At 41.8% G+C, this 19,666-nt stretch carries 19 protein-coding genes; 12 read left to right on the top strand and 7 right to left on the bottom strand.

Annotated features, from left to right (window positions below):
• The first annotated feature begins 469 nt into the window (after positions 1-469).
• Positions 470-1,834: an alkaline phosphatase family protein gene (locus AB6735_RS06265; protein ID WP_370995002.1), complete on the top strand. Its 1,365-nt coding sequence runs from the start codon at positions 470-472 to the stop codon at positions 1,832-1,834.
• A gap of 122 nt (positions 1,835-1,956) precedes the next feature.
• Entirely contained in the window at positions 1,957-3,762 is a 1,806-nt protein-coding gene (locus AB6735_RS06260; RefSeq protein ID WP_370995001.1) for a cytochrome-c peroxidase, read from the top strand.
• Here AB6735_RS06260 and AB6735_RS06255 read toward each other — a convergent pair.
• Both AB6735_RS06255 and AB6735_RS06250 read right to left on the bottom strand, forming a co-directional pair.
• The gene (locus AB6735_RS06255) at positions 3,759-5,372 is read right to left on the bottom strand and encodes a rhomboid family intramembrane serine protease (protein WP_370995000.1); all 1,614 of its coding nucleotides are present in this window, start codon (positions 5,370-5,372) and stop codon (positions 3,759-3,761) included. The genes AB6735_RS06260 and AB6735_RS06255 overlap by 4 nt on opposite strands.
• Before the next feature lie 53 nt (positions 5,373-5,425).
• Entirely contained in the window at positions 5,426-6,418 is a 993-nt protein-coding gene (locus AB6735_RS06250; RefSeq protein ID WP_370994999.1) for a hypothetical protein, read from the bottom strand.
• Between the two features lie 545 nt (positions 6,419-6,963).
• On the opposite strand from AB6735_RS06250, the gene AB6735_RS06245 reads away from it, so the two are divergent.
• Complete coding sequence (locus tag AB6735_RS06245; protein ID WP_370994998.1) at positions 6,964-7,146, top strand: hypothetical protein; 183 nt, start codon at positions 6,964-6,966, stop codon at positions 7,144-7,146.
• A 138-nt stretch (positions 7,147-7,284) separates the two neighbouring features.
• Here the strand turns inward: AB6735_RS06245 and AB6735_RS06240 are convergent, their stop codons facing one another.
• Complete coding sequence (locus AB6735_RS06240) at positions 7,285-7,845, bottom strand: hypothetical protein (protein WP_370994997.1); 561 nt, start codon at positions 7,843-7,845, stop codon at positions 7,285-7,287.
• Positions 7,826-9,322 carry an IPT/TIG domain-containing protein gene (locus tag AB6735_RS06235; protein ID WP_370994996.1) on the bottom strand — a complete coding sequence of 499 codons (1,497 nt, stop codon included), beginning with the start codon at positions 9,320-9,322 and terminating at the stop codon, positions 7,826-7,828. Before AB6735_RS06235 ends, AB6735_RS06240 begins: the two co-directional genes overlap by 20 nt.
• 406 nt (positions 9,323-9,728) lie before the next feature.
• On the opposite strand from AB6735_RS06235, the gene AB6735_RS06230 reads away from it, so the two are divergent.
• Positions 9,729-10,619, top strand: coding sequence for a dienelactone hydrolase family protein (locus tag AB6735_RS06230; RefSeq protein WP_370994995.1), 891 nt, complete (start codon positions 9,729-9,731; stop codon positions 10,617-10,619).
• Positions 10,620-10,845: 226 nt separating this feature from the next.
• Here the strand turns inward: AB6735_RS06230 and AB6735_RS06225 are convergent, their stop codons facing one another.
• The 3 genes from AB6735_RS06225 to AB6735_RS06215 form a co-directional block, all read right to left on the bottom strand.
• A complete protein-coding gene (locus AB6735_RS06225) occupies positions 10,846-11,283 on the bottom strand; it encodes a hypothetical protein (protein ID WP_370994994.1) in 438 nt (145 codons plus the stop codon).
• A 2-nt stretch (positions 11,284-11,285) separates the two neighbouring features.
• Complete coding sequence (locus AB6735_RS06220) at positions 11,286-11,447, bottom strand: hypothetical protein (RefSeq protein WP_370994993.1); 162 nt, start codon at positions 11,445-11,447, stop codon at positions 11,286-11,288.
• Between the two features lie 76 nt (positions 11,448-11,523).
• Positions 11,524-12,378 (bottom strand): helix-turn-helix domain-containing protein, encoded by an 855-nt coding sequence (locus AB6735_RS06215; protein WP_370994992.1) that lies wholly within the window; start codon positions 12,376-12,378, stop codon positions 11,524-11,526.
• A gap of 304 nt (positions 12,379-12,682) precedes the next feature.
• Here AB6735_RS06215 and AB6735_RS06210 point away from each other — a divergent pair, with 304 nt between their 5' ends.
• From AB6735_RS06210 to AB6735_RS06175, 8 genes are all read left to right on the top strand, one after another.
• The gene (locus tag AB6735_RS06210; RefSeq protein WP_090470126.1) at positions 12,683-13,258 is read left to right on the top strand and encodes a TerD family protein; all 576 of its coding nucleotides are present in this window, start codon (positions 12,683-12,685) and stop codon (positions 13,256-13,258) included.
• 98 nt (positions 13,259-13,356) lie between these two features.
• A complete protein-coding gene (locus tag AB6735_RS06205; protein ID WP_370994991.1) occupies positions 13,357-14,025 on the top strand; it encodes a TerD family protein in 669 nt (222 codons plus the stop codon).
• Positions 14,026-14,224: 199 nt separating this feature from the next.
• Positions 14,225-14,932, top strand: coding sequence for an HAD family hydrolase (locus AB6735_RS06200; protein ID WP_370994990.1), 708 nt, complete (start codon positions 14,225-14,227; stop codon positions 14,930-14,932).
• Positions 14,933-15,035: 103 nt separating this feature from the next.
• On the top strand, positions 15,036-15,881 hold the full coding sequence (locus AB6735_RS06195) for a phosphoribosyltransferase family protein (RefSeq protein ID WP_370994989.1): 846 nt from the start codon (positions 15,036-15,038) through the stop codon (positions 15,879-15,881).
• Positions 15,871-16,425, top strand: coding sequence for a TerD family protein (locus AB6735_RS06190; protein ID WP_370994988.1), 555 nt, complete (start codon positions 15,871-15,873; stop codon positions 16,423-16,425). Before AB6735_RS06195 ends, AB6735_RS06190 begins: the two co-directional genes overlap by 11 nt.
• A 6-nt stretch (positions 16,426-16,431) precedes the next feature.
• Complete coding sequence (locus tag AB6735_RS06185) at positions 16,432-17,046, top strand: TerD family protein (RefSeq protein WP_370994987.1); 615 nt, start codon at positions 16,432-16,434, stop codon at positions 17,044-17,046.
• A gap of 81 nt (positions 17,047-17,127) precedes the next feature.
• Positions 17,128-18,309: a toxic anion resistance protein gene (locus AB6735_RS06180; RefSeq protein ID WP_370994986.1), complete on the top strand. Its 1,182-nt coding sequence runs from the start codon at positions 17,128-17,130 to the stop codon at positions 18,307-18,309.
• Positions 18,310-18,700: 391 nt separating this feature from the next.
• Complete coding sequence (locus tag AB6735_RS06175; protein ID WP_370994985.1) at positions 18,701-19,663, top strand: hypothetical protein; 963 nt, start codon at positions 18,701-18,703, stop codon at positions 19,661-19,663.
• The last annotated feature ends 3 nt before the right edge of the window (positions 19,664-19,666 follow it).

Below are 19,666 nucleotides of genomic sequence, written 5' to 3'. Positions count from 1 at the left end.
TGCATACAAAACAATAGCCGGCGATTAATAAAAGATAAATAATTGATTAATATGATGCCCATTTTGAATTTTTCCGCAATCGATTGTAGTTTTTTAATGAGCGCTCAAGTTTTTATTACCTGCTGATTAATGAGTGTTACTGATATTAATAGGTGGGTGTTCAATTTAATTGATGAGATAATTATAACTGTAAATATTTGCCGGGGAAGCGTCAAAAAAGTTTGGCTAAAAGCTCCGCTGGGAGTAATCACCCATAAAAAGACTTTATTCAAAAGTGGGTTACATGTTAACCCACTTTTCTGGAGACTCCGAGGCGACAAGAGGTGAATTTGACAAAGTATTTCGGCAAAACATCGCTGAAGAGTATTTTATATTAACACAATGATTATCTTAAACTAATGTTCAATTGATGCTAACGGTGTTTTTTTGCGGGGAAGTTTTAACAAACATAAAACCCGCTATCTCCATTATGAAAAGCAACTCGCGCTATTTAAAAATCGGTGCATTATTAATTCCGGCCATTAGCATTGTGGCAATAAGCGCGGCCTTTATCAGCTGCAAAAATAAAAGCAATCCTGCTCCGGCTATCGACAAGGTAGGCCATGTGGTAGTTATTTATTTAGAGAATCATAGCTTTGATAACCTGTACGGCCAGTTTTCGGGCGCTAACGGATTATCGGCAGCAGCAACTGCTAATGTTACCCAGGTTGATGCCAACGGAAACGCTTACACTTATTTGCCGCCGATATCCGGCACCAGCGCTTTCCCTACTAACTTACCAAATACCTATTTTAATATCGATCAATATATTCCTTCTGATCAGGAAACACCGGATGTATTGCACCGTTATTACCAGGAGCAAATGCAGATAGATGGTGGTAAAATGGACAAATTTGCCTTGTACAATACAACTGCCGGTTTGGCCATGGGTTTTTACAAAACCAGTTTATTGCCTTTGGTAGGTATGGCTCAAAAATATACTTTATGCGATAACTTTTTTCACAGCGCTTTCGGAGGTTCATTTCTGAATCACCAGTGGCTTATTGCCGCGGCAAGCCCGGTATTTCCAAATGCACCGGCCAGCATGGTTGCTAAATTGGACGGCTCTGGTAATGTAATTACCGATGGTGCAGTTACACCTGATGGGTATGTGGTAAACACAAGCTATACAGTTAACGCGCCACACCCGGCAAGCGCTAAGCCCGAAACCCTGGTTCCTAATCAAACTATGCCAACCATTGGCGATAGGCTAAGTGACAAAAATATTTCATGGGCATGGTATTCAGGCGGCTGGGATAATGCTTTGGCAGGTAAACCTGACGCTACTTTCCAGTTCCATCATCAGCCATTTGCTTATTTTGCTAAGTATGCTGATGGTACACAAGCCAAAAAAGATCATCTGAAAGATGAAACAGCCTTTATTGACGCGGCCAAAAACGGCACCCTGCCAAGTGTTTCATTTGTAAAACCATTGGGTATCAATAATGAACATCCTGGTTATTCTGATGTGCAGAACGGCGAAAGCCATACTGTTGAACTGATCAACGATGTGCTAAACGGTCCCAATGGAAAAGACGCGGTAATTATTATTACCTATGACGAAAATGGTGGTTTCTGGGATCATGTGGCTCCGCCGGTAATTGATAAAAAGTGGGGACCAGGTACACGTGTGCCTACGTTGATCATTTCGCCTTTTGCTAAAAAAGGATATGTAGATCACACACAATATGAAACGGTAAGTATCTTATCATTCATCGAAAAAAGATGGAACTTACAGCCATTGACCGACCGTGACAAAAACGCAAACCCGATGCTTAACGCGTTTGAGTTTTAGCATCCGGTTAAGTACAGCGATCCATAGAATAATATTAATCAGGGACAGTTCGACGGAACTGCCCCTGTACTTTTTTATCAAAACCTGGTTTTGAAGGTAGTTTGCCATAGCCGTTATTATACATGAAGAAAGTTGTTTTTATAGGAGTGATACTCATGGCAATAATAGGTTATGCGCTTTTTTCAAAAGGCGAAGAGAAACCAACCCCGGCTAAAGTAATAGCACAGGTATTATTGACCCAGGTAGATGATCTTTCATCTTTTTTGAAAAATAAATTCCAGGCAGTCGCTGAAAGTGATTCGCCTAATGAAAAGCAATTACAGCAATTATTTTTACAGGCCCGGCTCCGGTATAAAAAAATAGAATGGGCAGCCGAGTATTTTGATGCTGCCACCACCAGATCGGTAAACGGAGCGCCTGTACCAGAAGTGGAAATGAGCAGCGGACAGGTGTTTCAACCTGCGGGATTGCAGGTAATTGAAAGCTACTTATTTCCCCGGTATAACGCCACTAAACAAAAGGAGTTGATAAAGCAACTTAAAACCTTGCAGTATGGCTGTAATAAATACAAAACTTATTTTAGTAATATTGATATTCTGGATGGGCAAGTGTTTGATGCTGCCCGATTGGAAGTGTTCCGGATATTAACATTGGGTATAGCCGGGTTTGATGATCCGCTAACCCAAAAAAGCATGGCCGAAAGCGCCGTAAGCCTGGAAAGCCTTAAAAACGTGCTGAATTATTATGCAGGTAATGATGAAGCTTCTAAAAAGCTGGCATCGCAAATTTCGACAGCTATTATATACCTGGAATCGCACACAGATTTTGATAGTTTTAACCGGGCCGAATTTATAACGCGATATGGTAATCCTATCAGCCGTAGTATTGCAAACGTTGAACGCCTCCTAAACATTCATGTGATCAGGTACAATCGCCTGTTGCGCCAGGATGCCCAAACCCTTTTTGACGTCAATGCTTTCGATGTAAACGCTTATGCCCCCAATGCCGATGCGGCATCAACCGCGCAAAAGATAATGTTGGGAAAAATGCTGTTTTCTGATCCGGTATTATCGGGTACCGGAACAAGAAGCTGCCGCTCATGCCATCAACCCGAAAAAGCTTTTACCGACGGACTGATCAGGAACACCATACTTGGTAGTAAACAGCCGTTGAAAAGGAACACACCCACCTTATTAAACGCGGGCCTGCAACCAGCGCAGTTTTATGATCTGCGTGCCACCACGCTGGAAGATCAGGTGAGCAATGTTGTGCATAACCCCGATGAAATGCATGGTTCAATGGTCATGGCTGCCAAGCGGTTGTGGCAAAATAAAACCTACAAACAGCTTTTTATCAAGGCCTATCCTATGCAGAAACGTACGGTAATAGATACCCTGGAGATGATGAATGCCATTGGGTCTTATGTACGCAGCCTTACGATGTTGAACAGTCGTTTTGATGCCTATATGCGCGGCGATAATACTGCTATGAGCAAAGACGAACTGCATGGCTTTAACTTGTTTATGGGTAAGGCCAAGTGTGGTACCTGCCATTATATGCCCTTGTTTAACGGCAATCTCCCACCACGATTCATAAAAATGGAAAGCGAGGTGATCGGCGTGCCACAGTCAGCAACTGCGCATGTGATTGATGCCGACCTGGGCAGGTTTAATATAATGCAAACACCGTCATTTAAACATGCTTTTAAGGTAACTACGGTACGCAATGCATCACGTACGGCACCATATATGCATAACGGTGTATTCAAAACTCTTAATCAGGTGATGGATTTTTATAACAAAGGCGGCGGTACCGGCCTGGGTATAAAAATTGATAATCAAACCCTGCCCTTTGATAAACTGAACCTCAGCGCTAAAGAGAGTAGGGATATTATTGCGTTTATCAAGAGTTTGGATAGCAGGTATTAGACTTGTTCTGCTGTTTGTTCGGTATCAGGAGCTATTATTTCCTGTTTTATTTTTATCCGTTTTTTTCTGGGCGGTTTTGGTGCTGCTATAAAAAAATACAAGATATAACCCATAATCAATCCTGATATTAATCCACCAATATGTGCCGCGTTATCTGCATTGCCAAGCAGGCCGAACAGTAAATTAATCCCAACAAAAAAGAGGAAGCTAAGCAGAACACCCTTTTTATTTCCTTCACCAGTTTTATTCGTAGTTAGCAAGGCGATAGCAACTCCATACAATCCAAATATAGCTCCTGACGCGCCAATACTTACAATAGCCGGATGCCACCATATGCTTGCGAGGCTTGCCAGTAGGCCACATATAAAATAAGCTACGCCCATTTTAAAATTGCCCAGCACCGACTTTAAAAAAGCAGCCACCAATATTAAGCCAAACATATTCATTAACAGGTGCATTAGTCCGTCATGTAAAAACATGCAGGTAATAAGCCGCCACCATTCACCACTTTTTACAGCCGGACCGTAGCTGGCCCCCCATTTATACAGATCGGCTGTATCAAAAGATATAACACCCAGACCGGCGAAAACCATGATAATAAAGATGAGGACATTTACCCCGATTAATATGGTAATAATGCCGGTATCGGCCCATTTCATGCCTGCAAATGGTCTGAAAAATGCAGTTATGTCCGCCTGCCAGCTACGGGGCGCATATTTCTTTAGTTCGGTGCGATTGAGCTTGGGAATAGCTATCATGATGAGCCAAATACCAGCCCCTATTCCAAATGAGTAAAATATCCATTGCAATTTATCTCCGTTCCGGTCTTCAAAAGATGTTGTTTTAGCCTCCATAATAACCGGAGTATCCCCATTGTACATATTTGAGGCCTTAATGCCAGCTATGAATCCTCGTTGTTTACTGGTATAGCCAACACGATCAAGGTAGGTGAAGTAATTAAGATTTTTATTTTTAAATTCCTCATTAGCATCCTGAGCAAACTCTTTAGAATAGTTTTTCTTCTCTTCGACATTTAAGTTATTGCTGATGGTTTTGCTGTATTCTGTACCGAGCCAGGCCACAGGTATGCTGTTTTTACTAATGGAATCACTTAATATAGGGCAGGCAACGTCAATGAAAAAAGTAAGATGCTCGCTGCTTCTTCCACTCACCTCGGTTCGGTAATGAACGGCGATATGTTGTTTATCTATAAAATGGTTTTTTAGATGATAGTACTTGGTTAGGTGTGCTGTGTTGAGCTGACTAATATTTTGTAATGACGTTAATTCACCTGTTGCTGTGAGTAAGTACTCCTGGGTAGTTATAGTTGATACGAAGATGGCGCCAGCCGCCACAAAATAATACAAAAATGGAAGATTATCCTTTTTGGTTTTCAGGGAAAGCAGTTTAACGCGAGGACGTAACCATATCGCCACGGATAAAATGCTGAATCCGATAGGTAACCAAAAATTAATAAGCTCCTGGTTAAGTGGTAGCTGCTCTTTTATGATCAACAGCCAGTTTAAAAACGAATAAATACTGATGACAAGCAGGGCGATAATTAAAAATGGCAGATAAATGAGTTTTAGTTTCGTTAAAAAATTAGCCATAGCTTAATTGTGAAAACTGGTTTTTGTTATTCTGAGGATTTGCTCGGCGCCTCCTATTTCAATTTCGCGATCATATCAAAATGATCAACCGTTTTTATGCCCGATGGCGACTCGTTGAATGCGGAGTATAATACATATTTTTTATCCTGATCAATGCCAGGTAAGGTTTGGCCGATCATTTTTTTGATATTCTCGTTCTCCTGCTTAATAGCCGTAGTATCCTTTAGTTTGATGGATGATACATAATAGATCATTGGGAAAACACCCTCGGGCGTGGTTTGGTTCATTATCCGGATAATGCGCGGGTGGGTGGATACCTGCTTAATAGCTACCGGGAATTTATACTGGCCATAAGCTTCTCTTAAAACCTTGTTGTAGAAATTGCTCATATCCTCTTCGCTATTATATTTCCACAAATCGCTGGGGCGAGAGCAGTCTATCGCGGATGAGGAGATATTTAAGGCATCTATCAAAAAGCCTTTGTTATAGCATTCCCTGGCCTGATCACACAGCTCGGGAGCCGTTTTGCTATTAACTTTATAGCGGCTCACATCCAGCTGGCTTAATTTCCAGCCATAGTTATACTTGCAATAAACAGCCGCTATCATATCCTGGTTGGGGATGGTTTTATCCTTTGGCACAAAAAAGGCAAAGTACATTTCGTGTGTTGCGCCCTGGTAAGTTAGTGAGTAGCCAGCAGGTCCTTTGACGCCCGAACTGATGGTATCGCCGCTTATATAACGGTTCACTACATAGTATTCGTCAAGCAGGATATAATCATTTACTTTTACGCGGTTGCTCACCAGTTCTATGTGCCTGTTTTTATATAATGTATTAATAAAATCATTCGACATAATGTTCTCCAGCTGCTTTTCGTCGTTCACTTTCAGCTGTTTAAGCAATTCATCGTTAAGCTTGTGAAATTTATCAGGATTGCTGATCTGTTCATTTTTCCAGCTGCCGGGTTGTGTGGGCTCACAGCTTTGCAGGGTAGCCAGGACCAGCAAAAAGCCAAGTACCCGCGATAAGGATGGTTTAGATTTCATCTTTAATGTTAAAATAATTAGGAGGTACTATTTTAATCATTTGCGGTCACATTGTCAAATACGCTGTGCGGATATCTCAAACGTTAAAAGTTCCTTCAAAACTTTTTAAACTGTAAATTTTAACATTTTTCTGCACGAAACGAGCTAAAACAGACTCAAAAACCGTTGAAAAAAACAAAGTTTAACACTTTTTAACAAATTTTAACACGGTTTTGAGCAGTTTTTGAAACTTTAAAAAGTAAATAATTAATTGTCAAATAATGCCTAAAAGAGGTTGTCATCCTGAACTCGGTGGAAGGGCAGAACTCGGGGTTTGGCCCACCATGTTTGGACAGCGCATGACTGCCTTTTTTAGAAATATCTACTCATAGGCTATTAGCCTTGAAAGAGATCATGATTTATCTATCCCCGGTAAATCCGCAAATATTTTATTCCTTTCATAAATAAAATAATATTTTCTTCGTAAAATCCTTGCAATGAGTAAGTTTTATGCTTAAATTTATACAACCAATAGTTCTAAAACCTTAATTTCAGGAGGATTCGTCATGAAGAAAAAAGCTACGATAGTTCCTCAGCCTGATAAGACTGAAGCTACTCACTCAGAATTGCTCACCAACCACCCCAACAACCCTAAAATGTACCGCGATCATAAAGTATGTGATCACTATACCCATGGCAGGGTTAACAAGTTTCCGTTTGGCAGCAGCCACGGGCCAGCCTGTTTTTAAAGGCCACCCTTTTATAAACTTACTATTGTGCAGGTACGGTCAGGTACCTGACTTGTTTCTTCTGCCTATATCTATGATATTTTTATTGTTAAGCTATGCTCCAGGAGGCAAAAGGCTGGTAGCATCTCTATTAACCTTTTATAGTCCGCTACCCACTGCCTGATACAAAAAGCCGAGATTTGTGGCAGAGTTACCACCACCAACATAAACGTAGCCGTTATTAATAAAAGCGTATCCTCTTTCTATACCCCAGCTACAAACATTACATCCTACATAGTCATTTAAATGTGCCCAGGTATCTGCTGTGGGGTCATATTTAAAGCAATCATGTGCCGGCGTACCTGCAAGCGGTTCGCCGGTAGCGATAAAACCCTTGTTACCAAAGGAAAAACCGGTTGTGTACGACCGGGCTTCCGGAAAATCATGTATTTGTGTCCAGGCGTTGTTAGCCGCCGAATAGGAAAAAAAGTTGTACATGCCGGTATTTGTAGCCCCGCATCCTACATAAGCTATATTATTTATAACAAAAGCGGATGCCAGGTTTCGCCAACCGTAATATTGTTTATCAGGATAGTCAGCAACCTTGCGCCAAGCATTTGTACTGCTGTTATATTCGTAAAAAGAGTTGTCGGCCCCATCTACTCCCGCAGTTTGAGATGTGCCCAAACCGGTATAAATTTTATTGTTTATAGCAAACATGGTACCGCCGTATCTTACAGGATACCGGATAATCGGCCTTTTGCGTCCATGTGTTTGAAGATGGGTCAAATTCATAAAAGTTATGAGTTGAAGATAAAATATACATATACGCTTTGCTGCCGGTTGCGGTAACCATGGCGTTTGTTACTTTGAACGGTATGCTGATTTGTTGCCACGAATAATCAGCCGTATTAAATTTCCAGAGATAAAGCTGGCCGTCTGAAAAAGCCAGGGTAGAGGCAATAACATATGATGAGTTATTAATTGTAAATGCACCAGGAACTGCATAGTCATTAAAAGGTATCTTCCCAACAATTATCCATCTATCTTTAACGGCTATATCAACAGTACTGGTAACCGTATAATCCAGCATTTTTAGCGTCACCTTAGCCTTTCGCCTTGGATATGGGCCATTAGGCATATCATAAGTTAACTGCGTAGTATTTCCGTTTTTTAATTCGGTTAAATTGCTTTCGCTATAAACAACATTGCTTGATACAAGCGGATGAAAATATTGTCCTTTGATAGTTACTTGATCATTTACATTCACTGCAGATGGGGTAACAGCTGTTATAACCGGTTCCCTGATCTGGAACTGGGTAGCAGATGTTATGGTTTGAGCTTGTGCTTTAATGGTAATATTATTAAAGCTATGCGGAACATTATCTGGCACCATAACCTTTAAACGTTTGCGGGTACTGCTCACAACTGTGGCCATTGCGGTACCTATGTTTACCTGGTTTAAAGAATTTTGATACCCGAAATGATCGCCAGTGATAATTAAAGAATCTCTGAAGGTGGCAAGTGAGGTGAAATTTGTGATCACCGGTGTATTCAATGAGAAACCGGTAGTAATAATATCTGCAGTGCCATTATATTTTAAAGCAATGGAAGACGTGGCCTGGCTGAGATTTATTGGTACAAGACATTTTAAAATAGTATCGTTTATGGATATGATACTGGTTGAAATATCACCGAAAGCAATGTTTAAATATTGACCTGAAAAGTATTTACCTTTTATGATGATTGTATCGCCCAGGTCGGCTTTTAAGGGTAAAACTGAACTGACCATTGGTTTTTTTGAGCCGGATGAATTAAAGTAAACCACGTTATAGCGGCTGTACCCGGTAGTACTGCTTGTTGCATAGGTGGCAACAAAATACTTGGTGTTTTTTTGGAGCCCAGTAGGTATATCAATTTTAAATGCGCCTTTAACAGCAGGTGCAGCTACTTTAAATCTTTGCGGATAGGTAAAAAGGCTATCGCCTGATAGTAAAAATCCATACTCTGTTATTCCCCCAGGTACTTCATTGATCTGTCCGTTTAATGTAACTCCTCCATCCGGGTAAACAGTAACTGTGTTCGTAACTATTTTAGGGTTATCAGGAGGAATGGTCGCATGATCTTTTTTGCAATTGCTCAATAAGGTTGCGAGTAAAATAATGATGCAGAATGAGAAATAGTAGGCTAATTTCATGATAAAGTTAAGTATCCAAATATATACTTATCCGGTGATATATCCATGACGCAGCCTGAACCAGGCCCTTAATAAAGAAGCACAAGCAACCATATCTTTGAGGCAGATAAATTTAAAATTCAAATTTTTTTAAAACATTTTTCAACTGCGCAAATACACGGCCATGAGCCTCCCAACCTTTGTATCAACAAACAAAAAAAAGAGGGAGGTTCCCAAAAGCCGTAAGTGGGTGTTACTTTCTTTGGCTAAAGCCGTGAAAGCGGTCTGGGTTTTAGTTCTTCCCTGCAACCTATTACTCTTTTTCTTTTATATATCTCTTCAAAGTAACGATACTGTTACCACTTCCATAAAAAACAATTACCTTGAATAACTAAATTTGAATGTATAGCCTTCAAAACCAAAACATATGGACCAGATCAATAAAGAAGATATCAAACAGGAAGTATTTGACCTGTATGACGATTACGCGCACAACCGCCTTAACCGCCGTGCATTTGTTGAAAAACTCTCCATTTATGCCGTGGGTGGCTTAACCGTACCTGCGCTGATGAGTTTCCTGATGCCCAACTATCAAACTACTGCGGAGATTAAGGTCGATGATCCACGCTTGAAATCAGAATACATCAACTATACATCTCCAAAGGGTGGCGGCACAATTAAGGCCCTGTTATCAATGCCGGCGGATGCAAAAGGCAAATTGGGAGGTATAGTGGTGGTGCATGAAAACCGCGGGCTGAACCCCTATATTGAAGATGTAGCCCAAAGGGCTGCCCTGGCCGGATTTATTACCCTTGCGCCCGATGCCCTGACACCGCTGGGCGGTTACCCGGGCAATGATGACGATGGCCGTGCCATGCAGAGCAAACGCGACAAAAGTGAAATGGAAGAAGATTTTATAGATGCGTTCCATTATCTCAAAAACCATAAAGATTGCAATGGCAAAGTAGGTGTTGTAGGCTTTTGCTACGGCGGCGGCATTGCCAATATGATGGCTGTGCGCATTCCGGAACTGGCAGCGGCTGTTCCATTTTATGGCAGCCAGCCCGCTATTGCCGATGTGCCTAAGATCAAAGCGCCATTGTTACTGCACTACGCTGCACTGGATACACGTATTACCGAAGGCTGGCCGCCATACGAAGCCGCCTTAAAAGAGCATGGCAAAAAGTACCAGGCTTTTATTTATGAAAATGCCAACCATGGCTTTCATAACAACACCACACCCCGTTATGACAAGACTGCGGCAGACCTCGCCTGGAAAAGAACCATTGATTTTTTTACTGAAAATTTGAAAAGCTAATAGTCGTGCATTGGAACAAGATTAAACGCGATGCCGACTCACCCCGACATCGCTGCGCTTGTCACCCCTCTCTCCGCTTCGCGCATAGAGGGGATTTTTAATTCTTTTTTTCTTTACCCTCTTTGCGGCAAAGCCGCAGAGAGGGTGGTCCAGCGAAGCGTAGACGGGGTGAGTTTGCTCTGCGATTTGGCTCATTGAGTCCTGTTGCCATGTTTTATTTCACCGTTCAATGCGCATCAGGTACCACTACTTTCACAGCTTTCGCTCCCTTCCTCTTTTTAATGGTGATGATCACCAATGGGATACAGCAGGCATTTAAGATAGCCAGCAATAAAAACGCATCCATATAACTGAGTAAAAAAGTTTGCCTTACCACGATGTTTTCCAGCGCGCCGATGGATTGCTGCAGAGCATGGAGGTAATTGGAGCCATGCGCCATAAAATTATGAATGAGGGATTGTTGCCGGTCAATGGTTTGCGGATCCGAGGCCGTTACATGCGTAATTAAGGCAGTGCGGTTTGCCGCCTCGCGGTGCGCTATATAGGTGTTAATTAAAGCAATGCCGAATGAACCGCCCATCTGTCGCATCATGTTGTTGAGCGCGGCACCCTGCGGGATCTCTGCCGGTTTCAATTCGGATACAGCCAGGGCTGTTAATGGCACAATCAACAATTCCGCACATCAGCAGAAGGCAAGTGCAGGTCAATCTCTACCATAGTAGCAGGCTCCCAAATACGCACTTCCAGCACCCGTCCGGTTTGGAGCAGTTGTGGTCCGAGGTATTTTTCCGCCTTGTTTTTTATTTGTTGTAAAATAGATGTTTCCATGTAACATATTTTTGATGATACAAAGAAACCTGCTTTTTAAGTATAAATAAATGGCGGCTTTGGTGTAATGATAGGACTATTTTCGGTATTGTTCGCGAAAGGCGATTGCCGATGTACCTGTTACTTTACGAAACAGGCGGGAGAAATAGGAATGATCGGTATAACCTAAACTATGAGCGATCTCCTTAACCGTGAGCTGGCTATAGTATAACAAACGCTTAGCCTCCATGGTTACTTCCTGCTGTATCCAGTAACTTACCGGGAAGCCGGTGATCTTCTTTAACGCTTCGCTCAGGTACGCTTCGGAAACGTTTAACATGGCTGCATAATCCGCCGGACTTTTATTGGATCGTAACCCGGTTACCAGCAGACTTTTGAACTGGCTGGTGAGTTGGGCCGGGCGGGATACTTTTAAATTGGTACCGGCATATCCGTTATAACAGCCAGCAGCAATAGTTAAAAAAGATTTGAGCAAGGCATGGATGGTTGTTGCGTAAAAGGGATCGGTATTATCCTCGATATATTTTTCATGAAGTAACAGCAACAGGTTTTGGTATTGCCTGAGCTGAGTGTTATTAAGCAGATAAGGTTGCTGAAGGAATAGCTGCCCCTCAAATACATTGCGGCATTGAGGCGGAATCAACGAGGTATCAACCCCAATAAACCAGCCATCTGTATGTTCGTTACGGATGCGTTGATGTACCTGGGTGGGCAGTATATAGTACAGCATACCACCGGATAACTGAACTTCGTTGAAATCGATCATCAAAGAACCGGAACCCTCCTCTATCAGAAAAAAAATATAATGATCATCCCGGTGCGCCTCCAGTACGCGTGGGTCCATCTCTATAGGATCACCTTTTTTAAAATGCTTCAGGTGCAAGCCAAAGTCGGTCCGGTCCTTTAATAAATGAATGGGGATGTTGCTCATTGTTCAAAAGTAATCATTTGAATTAGGGTTGTACGTTTTAGGTTATACGTTGTATGTTAAAAAAACGTATAACCTAAAACGTATTACGTATAACCCAAATCGGCTCCTGCCCTGTAACATTCCGCATTTCCCTTAGTCACAATCCTCAGATGTAACCTAACATATTTGTTATAATGTTTAGGATGCACGGATTAAAAAAGCGTCTATATTAGACTAATATTTAAAATATCAATTCACGAATAAAACAAACTGAGCGCCCGCAATATTATACGGGGGCGCAAGTTTTTAATAAAATACTTTTAACATGGCTATCAACTTACAAAAGGGACAAAAAATAGATCTCGGTTTATCAAAAATGACAGTTGGTTTGGGCTGGAACCCAAATGAAGGTACAGGTTACGACTTTGACCTGGATGTATCGGCAATTATGATAGATGAGAACCGCTTTGTTCCGCAGGATGAATTTTTTGTTTTTTATAATAATGTGGATTCTCCCGACTCAGCCGTTCACCATACCGGAGATGATCCATCTGGCGGTAACAGCGATGGCGGCGATGACGAATCCATCAACGTAGACTTAACCAAGGTAGATCCCAAGATACAGGAGATATTATTTGTAGTGACCATACATGAGGCGCAGCCCCGCAGGCAAAACTTTGGCCAGGTACGCGATTCCTATATCCGCATTATTGACGACCTTACCGGCAGCGAAGTATGTAAATATGAACTGGGTGAAGATTTTTCGATTGAAACGGCTATTGAATTTGGCAGGTTATACCGTCGTGGCGGTGCCTGGAAATTTGAAGCATCGGGCGTGGGCTATAAAGAAGATCTGGCCTTTTTTTTAAGTAAATATTTTAAAGGACAGATCATTAAATAAAAACCCCTCCCGTCCCCTAAAGGGGATGCTTTAAAAGTTAAATTTTTAGAACCCTCTCCTTTGGAGAGGGCAGGGTGAGGCTATTAAATTATACAACTATGGCAATTAATTTAGTAAAAGGTCAAACAATTGACCTGCGTAAAAATGATAAAGGCGAGAGTTTTGATCTGTCGGCGGTTACTATTGGCTTAGGCTGGGATGTAAAACAAAGCGGCAGTGGTGGCTTTTTGGGCAAGCTGTTTGGTGGCGGCGAAGAAGCCGAGTACGACCTGGATGCCATCGCTTTCCTGTTAGATAAAAATGGGTTAGTGGCCAACAGGGGCCGCACCTTTGAAAAGCCAAATGGCAACAAAGTAAGTTTGTACGAAGGAGACGTGATTTATTTCAATTCCATGCGTCACCCGTCGGGCCATATCTGGCTTACCGGCGATAACCGCACCGGCGCGGGCGATGGCGACGATGAGCAGATCATCGTTAAGCTGGATTCCCTCGACCCAAAGTTCGACCGGATCCTTTTTATAGTAGCCATTTACCAGGGACGCAAAAACAACCAGCATTTTGGCATGGTTGATAACGCTTTTATCCGTGCGGTGGATAATCACGGCAAGGAGATAGCCAAGTTTAGCCTGTCAGGTGATTCCACCTACAACGGTATGTGCTCCATGACCTTTGCCGAAGTTTACCGCAAAGATGGCACCTGGAAATTCCGTGCCATCGGCGAACCTCACACTACCGATAATTTTTTAGAAATACTTAAACAATATTAGAGAAGAGAATCAAGATATAAGAATCAAGAAACAAGAATTAAAACCCCATTTGTCATGCTGAACGCAGTGAAGCATCTATTAGCCGATAGGTATAGTTTACTAACAGATCCTTCGCTATCGCTCAGGATGACAAATTATTTTTTATTTTTCCCATCTTGATTCTTGACTCTAATCTCTTGCATCTTTCCCCCAAAAACCTATGCCTTATTACCAGCACTATTCCTTTGATCTTTGGCTTACATTGATCCGTTCCAATCCTGATTATAAAATTGAGCGTACTAAAATATACCACCGTGATTATAACCCATCCGGCAAAAGCATCGATGAGGTGGCTAAGGCTTTCCGCACGGTCGACCTGATGTGTAATGCCGTTAATGAATGCACCGGTAAAAATATTGATGCTGAGGAGATGTTCCTGATGGTGATCAGCCTGATCAATGATAACCGGTTGAATTTGAATGATATTGATACCCCAAAGCTTTATGCCGATATGGAAGCATTGGTGTTTAAGCACCTGCCAACGGTTTATGAGCCTGTAACAATTGATGTGCTGGACAATCTAAAACAAAAAAGCGGTGCCTCGTTTAGCTTGCTAAGCAACACCGGTTTCATAAAAGGAGCAACATTAAAAAAGGTACTGGCCGGGTTAAAGCTGGATAAATACTTTGATTTTCAGCTGTACTCAGATGAGGTGGGAATGTCGAAACCAAATCTGGAATTTTTTAACCTGATGTTGCAAAATATTAAACAGATCAATAAAGAAAAAAATATAACTTTAGCAGGCATCATTCACATCGGCGATAACCCTAAGGCCGATATTGAAGGTGCTACAGCGGCCGGTATAAAAAGTTTGCTGGTCAATTCAAACAACACATCCATTTCTTCATTATTAACTTATTATAGATAAAAGATTTTTGGAACAAGGAACAAAGATTTTTGGAGTAAGGATTTTTGGACTTATAGCGTAAAAAATCACTAATTCACTAAATCATTAATTCAATAATTATTTAATGAACACTACCTATTCATTACATCATATTAGCAATGCGCAGGCATTTGGGTTTAACCCCGATGATTACAGCCGTTTTAAGTTTGGCGATGATGCGGTGGCCAAATATTTTGGCGCTCACCTGGCCGATGGCTTTGTCAGTGATTACCTGGCCGAAAATCCCATCAAACAGCAAATTGTGGTGATATCGAGTCCATATTCGTTTATTCCAACGGCTACCTTCGCCATGAAAAACTGGTTTGTGGCCCGGCTTAACCGCTGGCTGGCCAGGCATGGCTACCCTGTAGTACAGGAAACCAAAGTACACCGTACCATCACCTATAAAGAGGATTACGGCGAACTGGATGCCGAGCAAAGAATGAACCTGATCGGTAACGATTCGTTCCATATCGATAAGGATTTTTTGGAGGGTAAAACACTGATATTTTTAGATGATATCAAGATAACCGGCAGCCATGAGCGCATGATCATGAAAATGGTTGGCGAGTATGGCCTCCGCAATGATATATTTATGCTGTATTTTGCCGAGCTGGTGAACAAAAACATCCACCCCAATATCGAAAACCATTTAAACTATCACCAGGTAAAAACCATTTTTGATCTGGATGGCATCGTCAAAAGCAATAATTTTTGCATCAACACGCGGATTGTAAAGTATATTTTAAATTACGATTTTGAGAGTTTTTGTATTTTTATCCGGGATCAAACCTATGATTTTATAAACTTGCTTTATGATATGGCGCTGGGCAATGGCTACCATACCATCGAAGCTTATACACTTAACCTGAACTTTATAAAAGAAAACCTATTTTTAAACAATCATAACTTAATTCAACATGGCAATTAACTTGCAAAAAGGTCAGCGGGAAAGCATTAATGCCCCCCAGTTTACCATTGGCCTGGGATGGGATACCAATAGTTCTTCAACAGGAAGCGCGTTTGATTTGGACGCCTCTGTTTTTATATTGGGCGATAACAAAAAAATTATAGCCGACGAATATTTTGTTTTTTATAACAACCTGAAATCGCCTGATGGCTCGGTAGAGCATACCGGCGATAACCTTACCGGTGCCGGCGATGGCGATGATGAGCAGATTAAAGTTGACCTGTCAAAAGCGGATTCCAAAGTATCAGAAATATGCATCGTGGTAACTATTCACGAAGCCGAGGCCCGCAAACAGAATTTTGGCCAGGTACGTAACTCTTTCATCCGCATATTTGATCCGGGTACAGGCGCTGATATTTTAAAATATGAGCTGGAAGAAGATTTTTCGATAGAAACGGCTGTTGAATTTGGCCGGATCTACAAAAAAGATAATAACTGGAAGTTTGAAGCTGTAGGCGTTGGCATGAAAGGTGGTTTACAGGATTATTTAACCAAATACCAATAATATATTATGGCTATCAATCTTCAAAAAGGACAAAGGATAAGTCTGGAGAAAAGTAACGGCAGTAAACTACAAACGGTTTGTGTAGGCATTAACTGGGGCGCTATCGAAAAGAAAGGCCTGTTTGGTTTTGGTACCACAAAAGAAGCGGTTGATTTGGACGCCAGCTGCGCTTTATATGACGATAATAAACAACTGATAGATGTGGTTTACTTCGGTCACCTGAAATCAAAGGATGGCGCGGTAAGGCATAGCGGTGACGATTTAACCGGCGATTTATCCGGCAACGACGGCCTGGACAATGAGGTGATCACTGTTGATTTGTCTGGCCTCAGTGCGTCTGTAAGCTATGTGGGTTTTATCCTCAATAGCTTCCGCGGGCAGGATTTTGGTACCATTCCGTTTGCGTCTATCCGCATATACGAGGGTACCCCAACCCGGGTAAACGAAGTATTTGCCACTTATGATATAGCGCATAGTAAAGATTTTGCTGGTCACGTATCCATGGCGATGGGCGTATTTTACAAAAAGAACGGCGAATGGAAATTTAACGCCATTGGTGAACCAACCCGGGACAGGAAACTGGAGGAGTCGGTGAAAACCATGGCACAAAATTATTTATAGGATAGTTCATGGATCATGGTTCATAGATCATAGTAATTGGTAGTTTGTACAAATTTTGCCATGAACCATGATCTATGAACCATGAACAAAAAAACATTAAAACTCAATAAAATCATGGAAGGCACACCAGGAAATAACGAACTAAATATAACACCGGTTAATTTAGATATTAATCCGGCTCCGGCTACTAATACCAATACGCCGGCAAAATTGTTGGATAAGGAAGGTAATGTTGATTTAGCCAATATCAGCCAGGCCGAGGTTCAAAAATATGGCGAAGTAGCCAAGGCACTTGATCCTAAGGATGTAAACTCCATCCTGAATTATGGTACAGAGGTGCAAAATTCAATGGAAAAGTATAGCAATACTTTCCTTACTTCGGTACGTACCTATAACTCGGGCGAGGTTGGTGGTTTGATCAATGAACTGCTTACCGAACTGAATTATATTGATGTGGATGAGTTGAACCAAAACGCGTTCACTTCCTTTATATCGCATATCCCCTTTATGAAAAAGTTGGTGGTTGATGCCAAAAAGCTTTTCCAGAAGTATGATACGGTGATTAATAACATCGATAAGATCACCAACAAGATCAAGGCAGGTCGCGTTAATTCATTAAAGGATAACAGCTCGTTGCAAACCATGTTCGATAGCAATGTGGGCTACATTCACCAGATGGAAGAACTGATCATTTCGGGCCAGTTAAAATACAACGAGCTGAGCGAGCAGCTGGCACAAATGGACGCCAATCCATCGGCCTATAATGATTATGAAATTGCCGATCTGCGCGATTTTGTGAATCGTTTAGACAAGCGTCTGGCCGATTTGAAAGTGGTACGTTTTATTATGCTGCAATCGCTGGCGCAAATACGCGTGGTGCAAAGCAACAATACCACCATTGCCGAAAAAGCACAGTCTATCGTATCAACCACTATTCCGGTTTGGAAAAACCAGCTCACTATTGCCGTGGCTTTGAATCGTCAGAAGGAAAACGTGGAGATGCAGAAAAAGATCTCGGACACCACCAACACCATTTTGCAAAAGAACGCAGAGCTGCTGAAACAAAACAGTATCGACGTGGCCAAGGAAAATGAAAAGACCGTAGTATCGCTGGATACGCTGAAAAAAACAACCGCGTCGCTTATTGAAACGCTTACCGAGGTTAAACGCATTCACGAAGAAGGTACCGCCAATCGCAAAACCCTCAACACCGAACTGCAAAACCTGGAAGTGGAACTGAAAAAAACGGTTACCAACGCGTAGTTAAAAATATAAAACACGCGTCATTGCGAGGTACGAAGCAATCTCTACATAAACAGGTCAAATCTGCTCTGTACAGCATAGAGATTGCTTCGTACCAATGACGTATTTCTTATTATCCCCATCGTCTGTGTCCTCACAGACGATTTGCATTCCAGGGGTATTAGTTACCAGTGAGGACACAGGCACCGGGTGCAGGTTTTTTGTGAATTCTACTCCATCGTCTGTGTCCTCACAGACGATTTGAATTCCGGTAGTATTAGTTGCCTGTGAGGACACAGGCAACGGGTGCGGACTAAAAAGTATTTCTAAAGCCCTCTCCTTTGGAGAGGGTTGGGTGAGGCTGTTTATTTTCGTAAATTTGCATTTAATCAAAATTTGAGGTCGCCATTTGATGGATGAAAGCAGGTTAAATATTTTAAATCAGTCAAACCGGATGCTCAGTAAGCTGCAATTGCTTTCTGTTTTTTTCGGCGATGATATCATTTATAAAATATACCTGCGCAGCCAGGTGATCCACAAGCTTTTTGAAACCAATCCCGAGCTGGATATCAACAAGCTCGATCTGTTTCACCTGCAATTTACCCAAAGTCTCATCGATCTGCTCCGCAAGATCAAAAAGAACAACGAAACCAACGTAAGCCTGCTTTTTGACGAGATCCAGATCAATAAGGAAATGATCGACAGGTTGAACGATCCTTATTATACGCTGGCTAATTTCAACCTCGAAAAACAACGGCAGGCGCTAAAGGTCAATCTGTCGTTGCGGAAGTTGTTCCAGGTACTATCTGATAACTCGACCGATAATCCGCTTTCAAAAAACATTAACGCGTTCAGCTCCCGGTTCGCGGCCGACTTTTTTTATCCCATTGCACCCGAACTATTGCAGGAGATAACAGCCTATAACGATAAGGACGTTTACACCGATGAGTATGCCACCATTCAGCGCAAGTTGATGGGCGTTTTGTGCAAGTATGAATTTAAAACCGAGTTTTACTGCGGCTTAAAGGCCGGTACACAAGTGGCCGAAGTATACAAGTTTGTGAACGACGACCGGTACTTTATCTATTCCCTATCCGACAATCTGTTCGTGTTCCTGGATATTGCGAAGATCGCCGGCATCGACATGACTAATAATATGTCGAAAAAGGAAAAACTGGTACACGAGTTGCGGGATAAAAACGATAAGCTGGAGGGTAATGCCGCCGCCATGAAAGCGTTTATGCCTGCCGAGATCAAAAATCTATTGGCTGATAATTATAAAAAGATATCGGACATAAGCTTTATGGAAAACATCAGCAATATTGATGTGCAGGCCAATATTTTAAAAAGCATGCTGAATACCGATTTAATTTAGTTT

It is taken from the genome of Mucilaginibacter sp. RCC_168 (assembly GCF_041355315.1).
GTDB lineage: Bacteria > Bacteroidota > Bacteroidia > Sphingobacteriales > Sphingobacteriaceae > Mucilaginibacter.
Note: the sequence above shows the minus strand (reverse complement) of the source record. Positions and strands in the feature narration are given on the sequence as shown.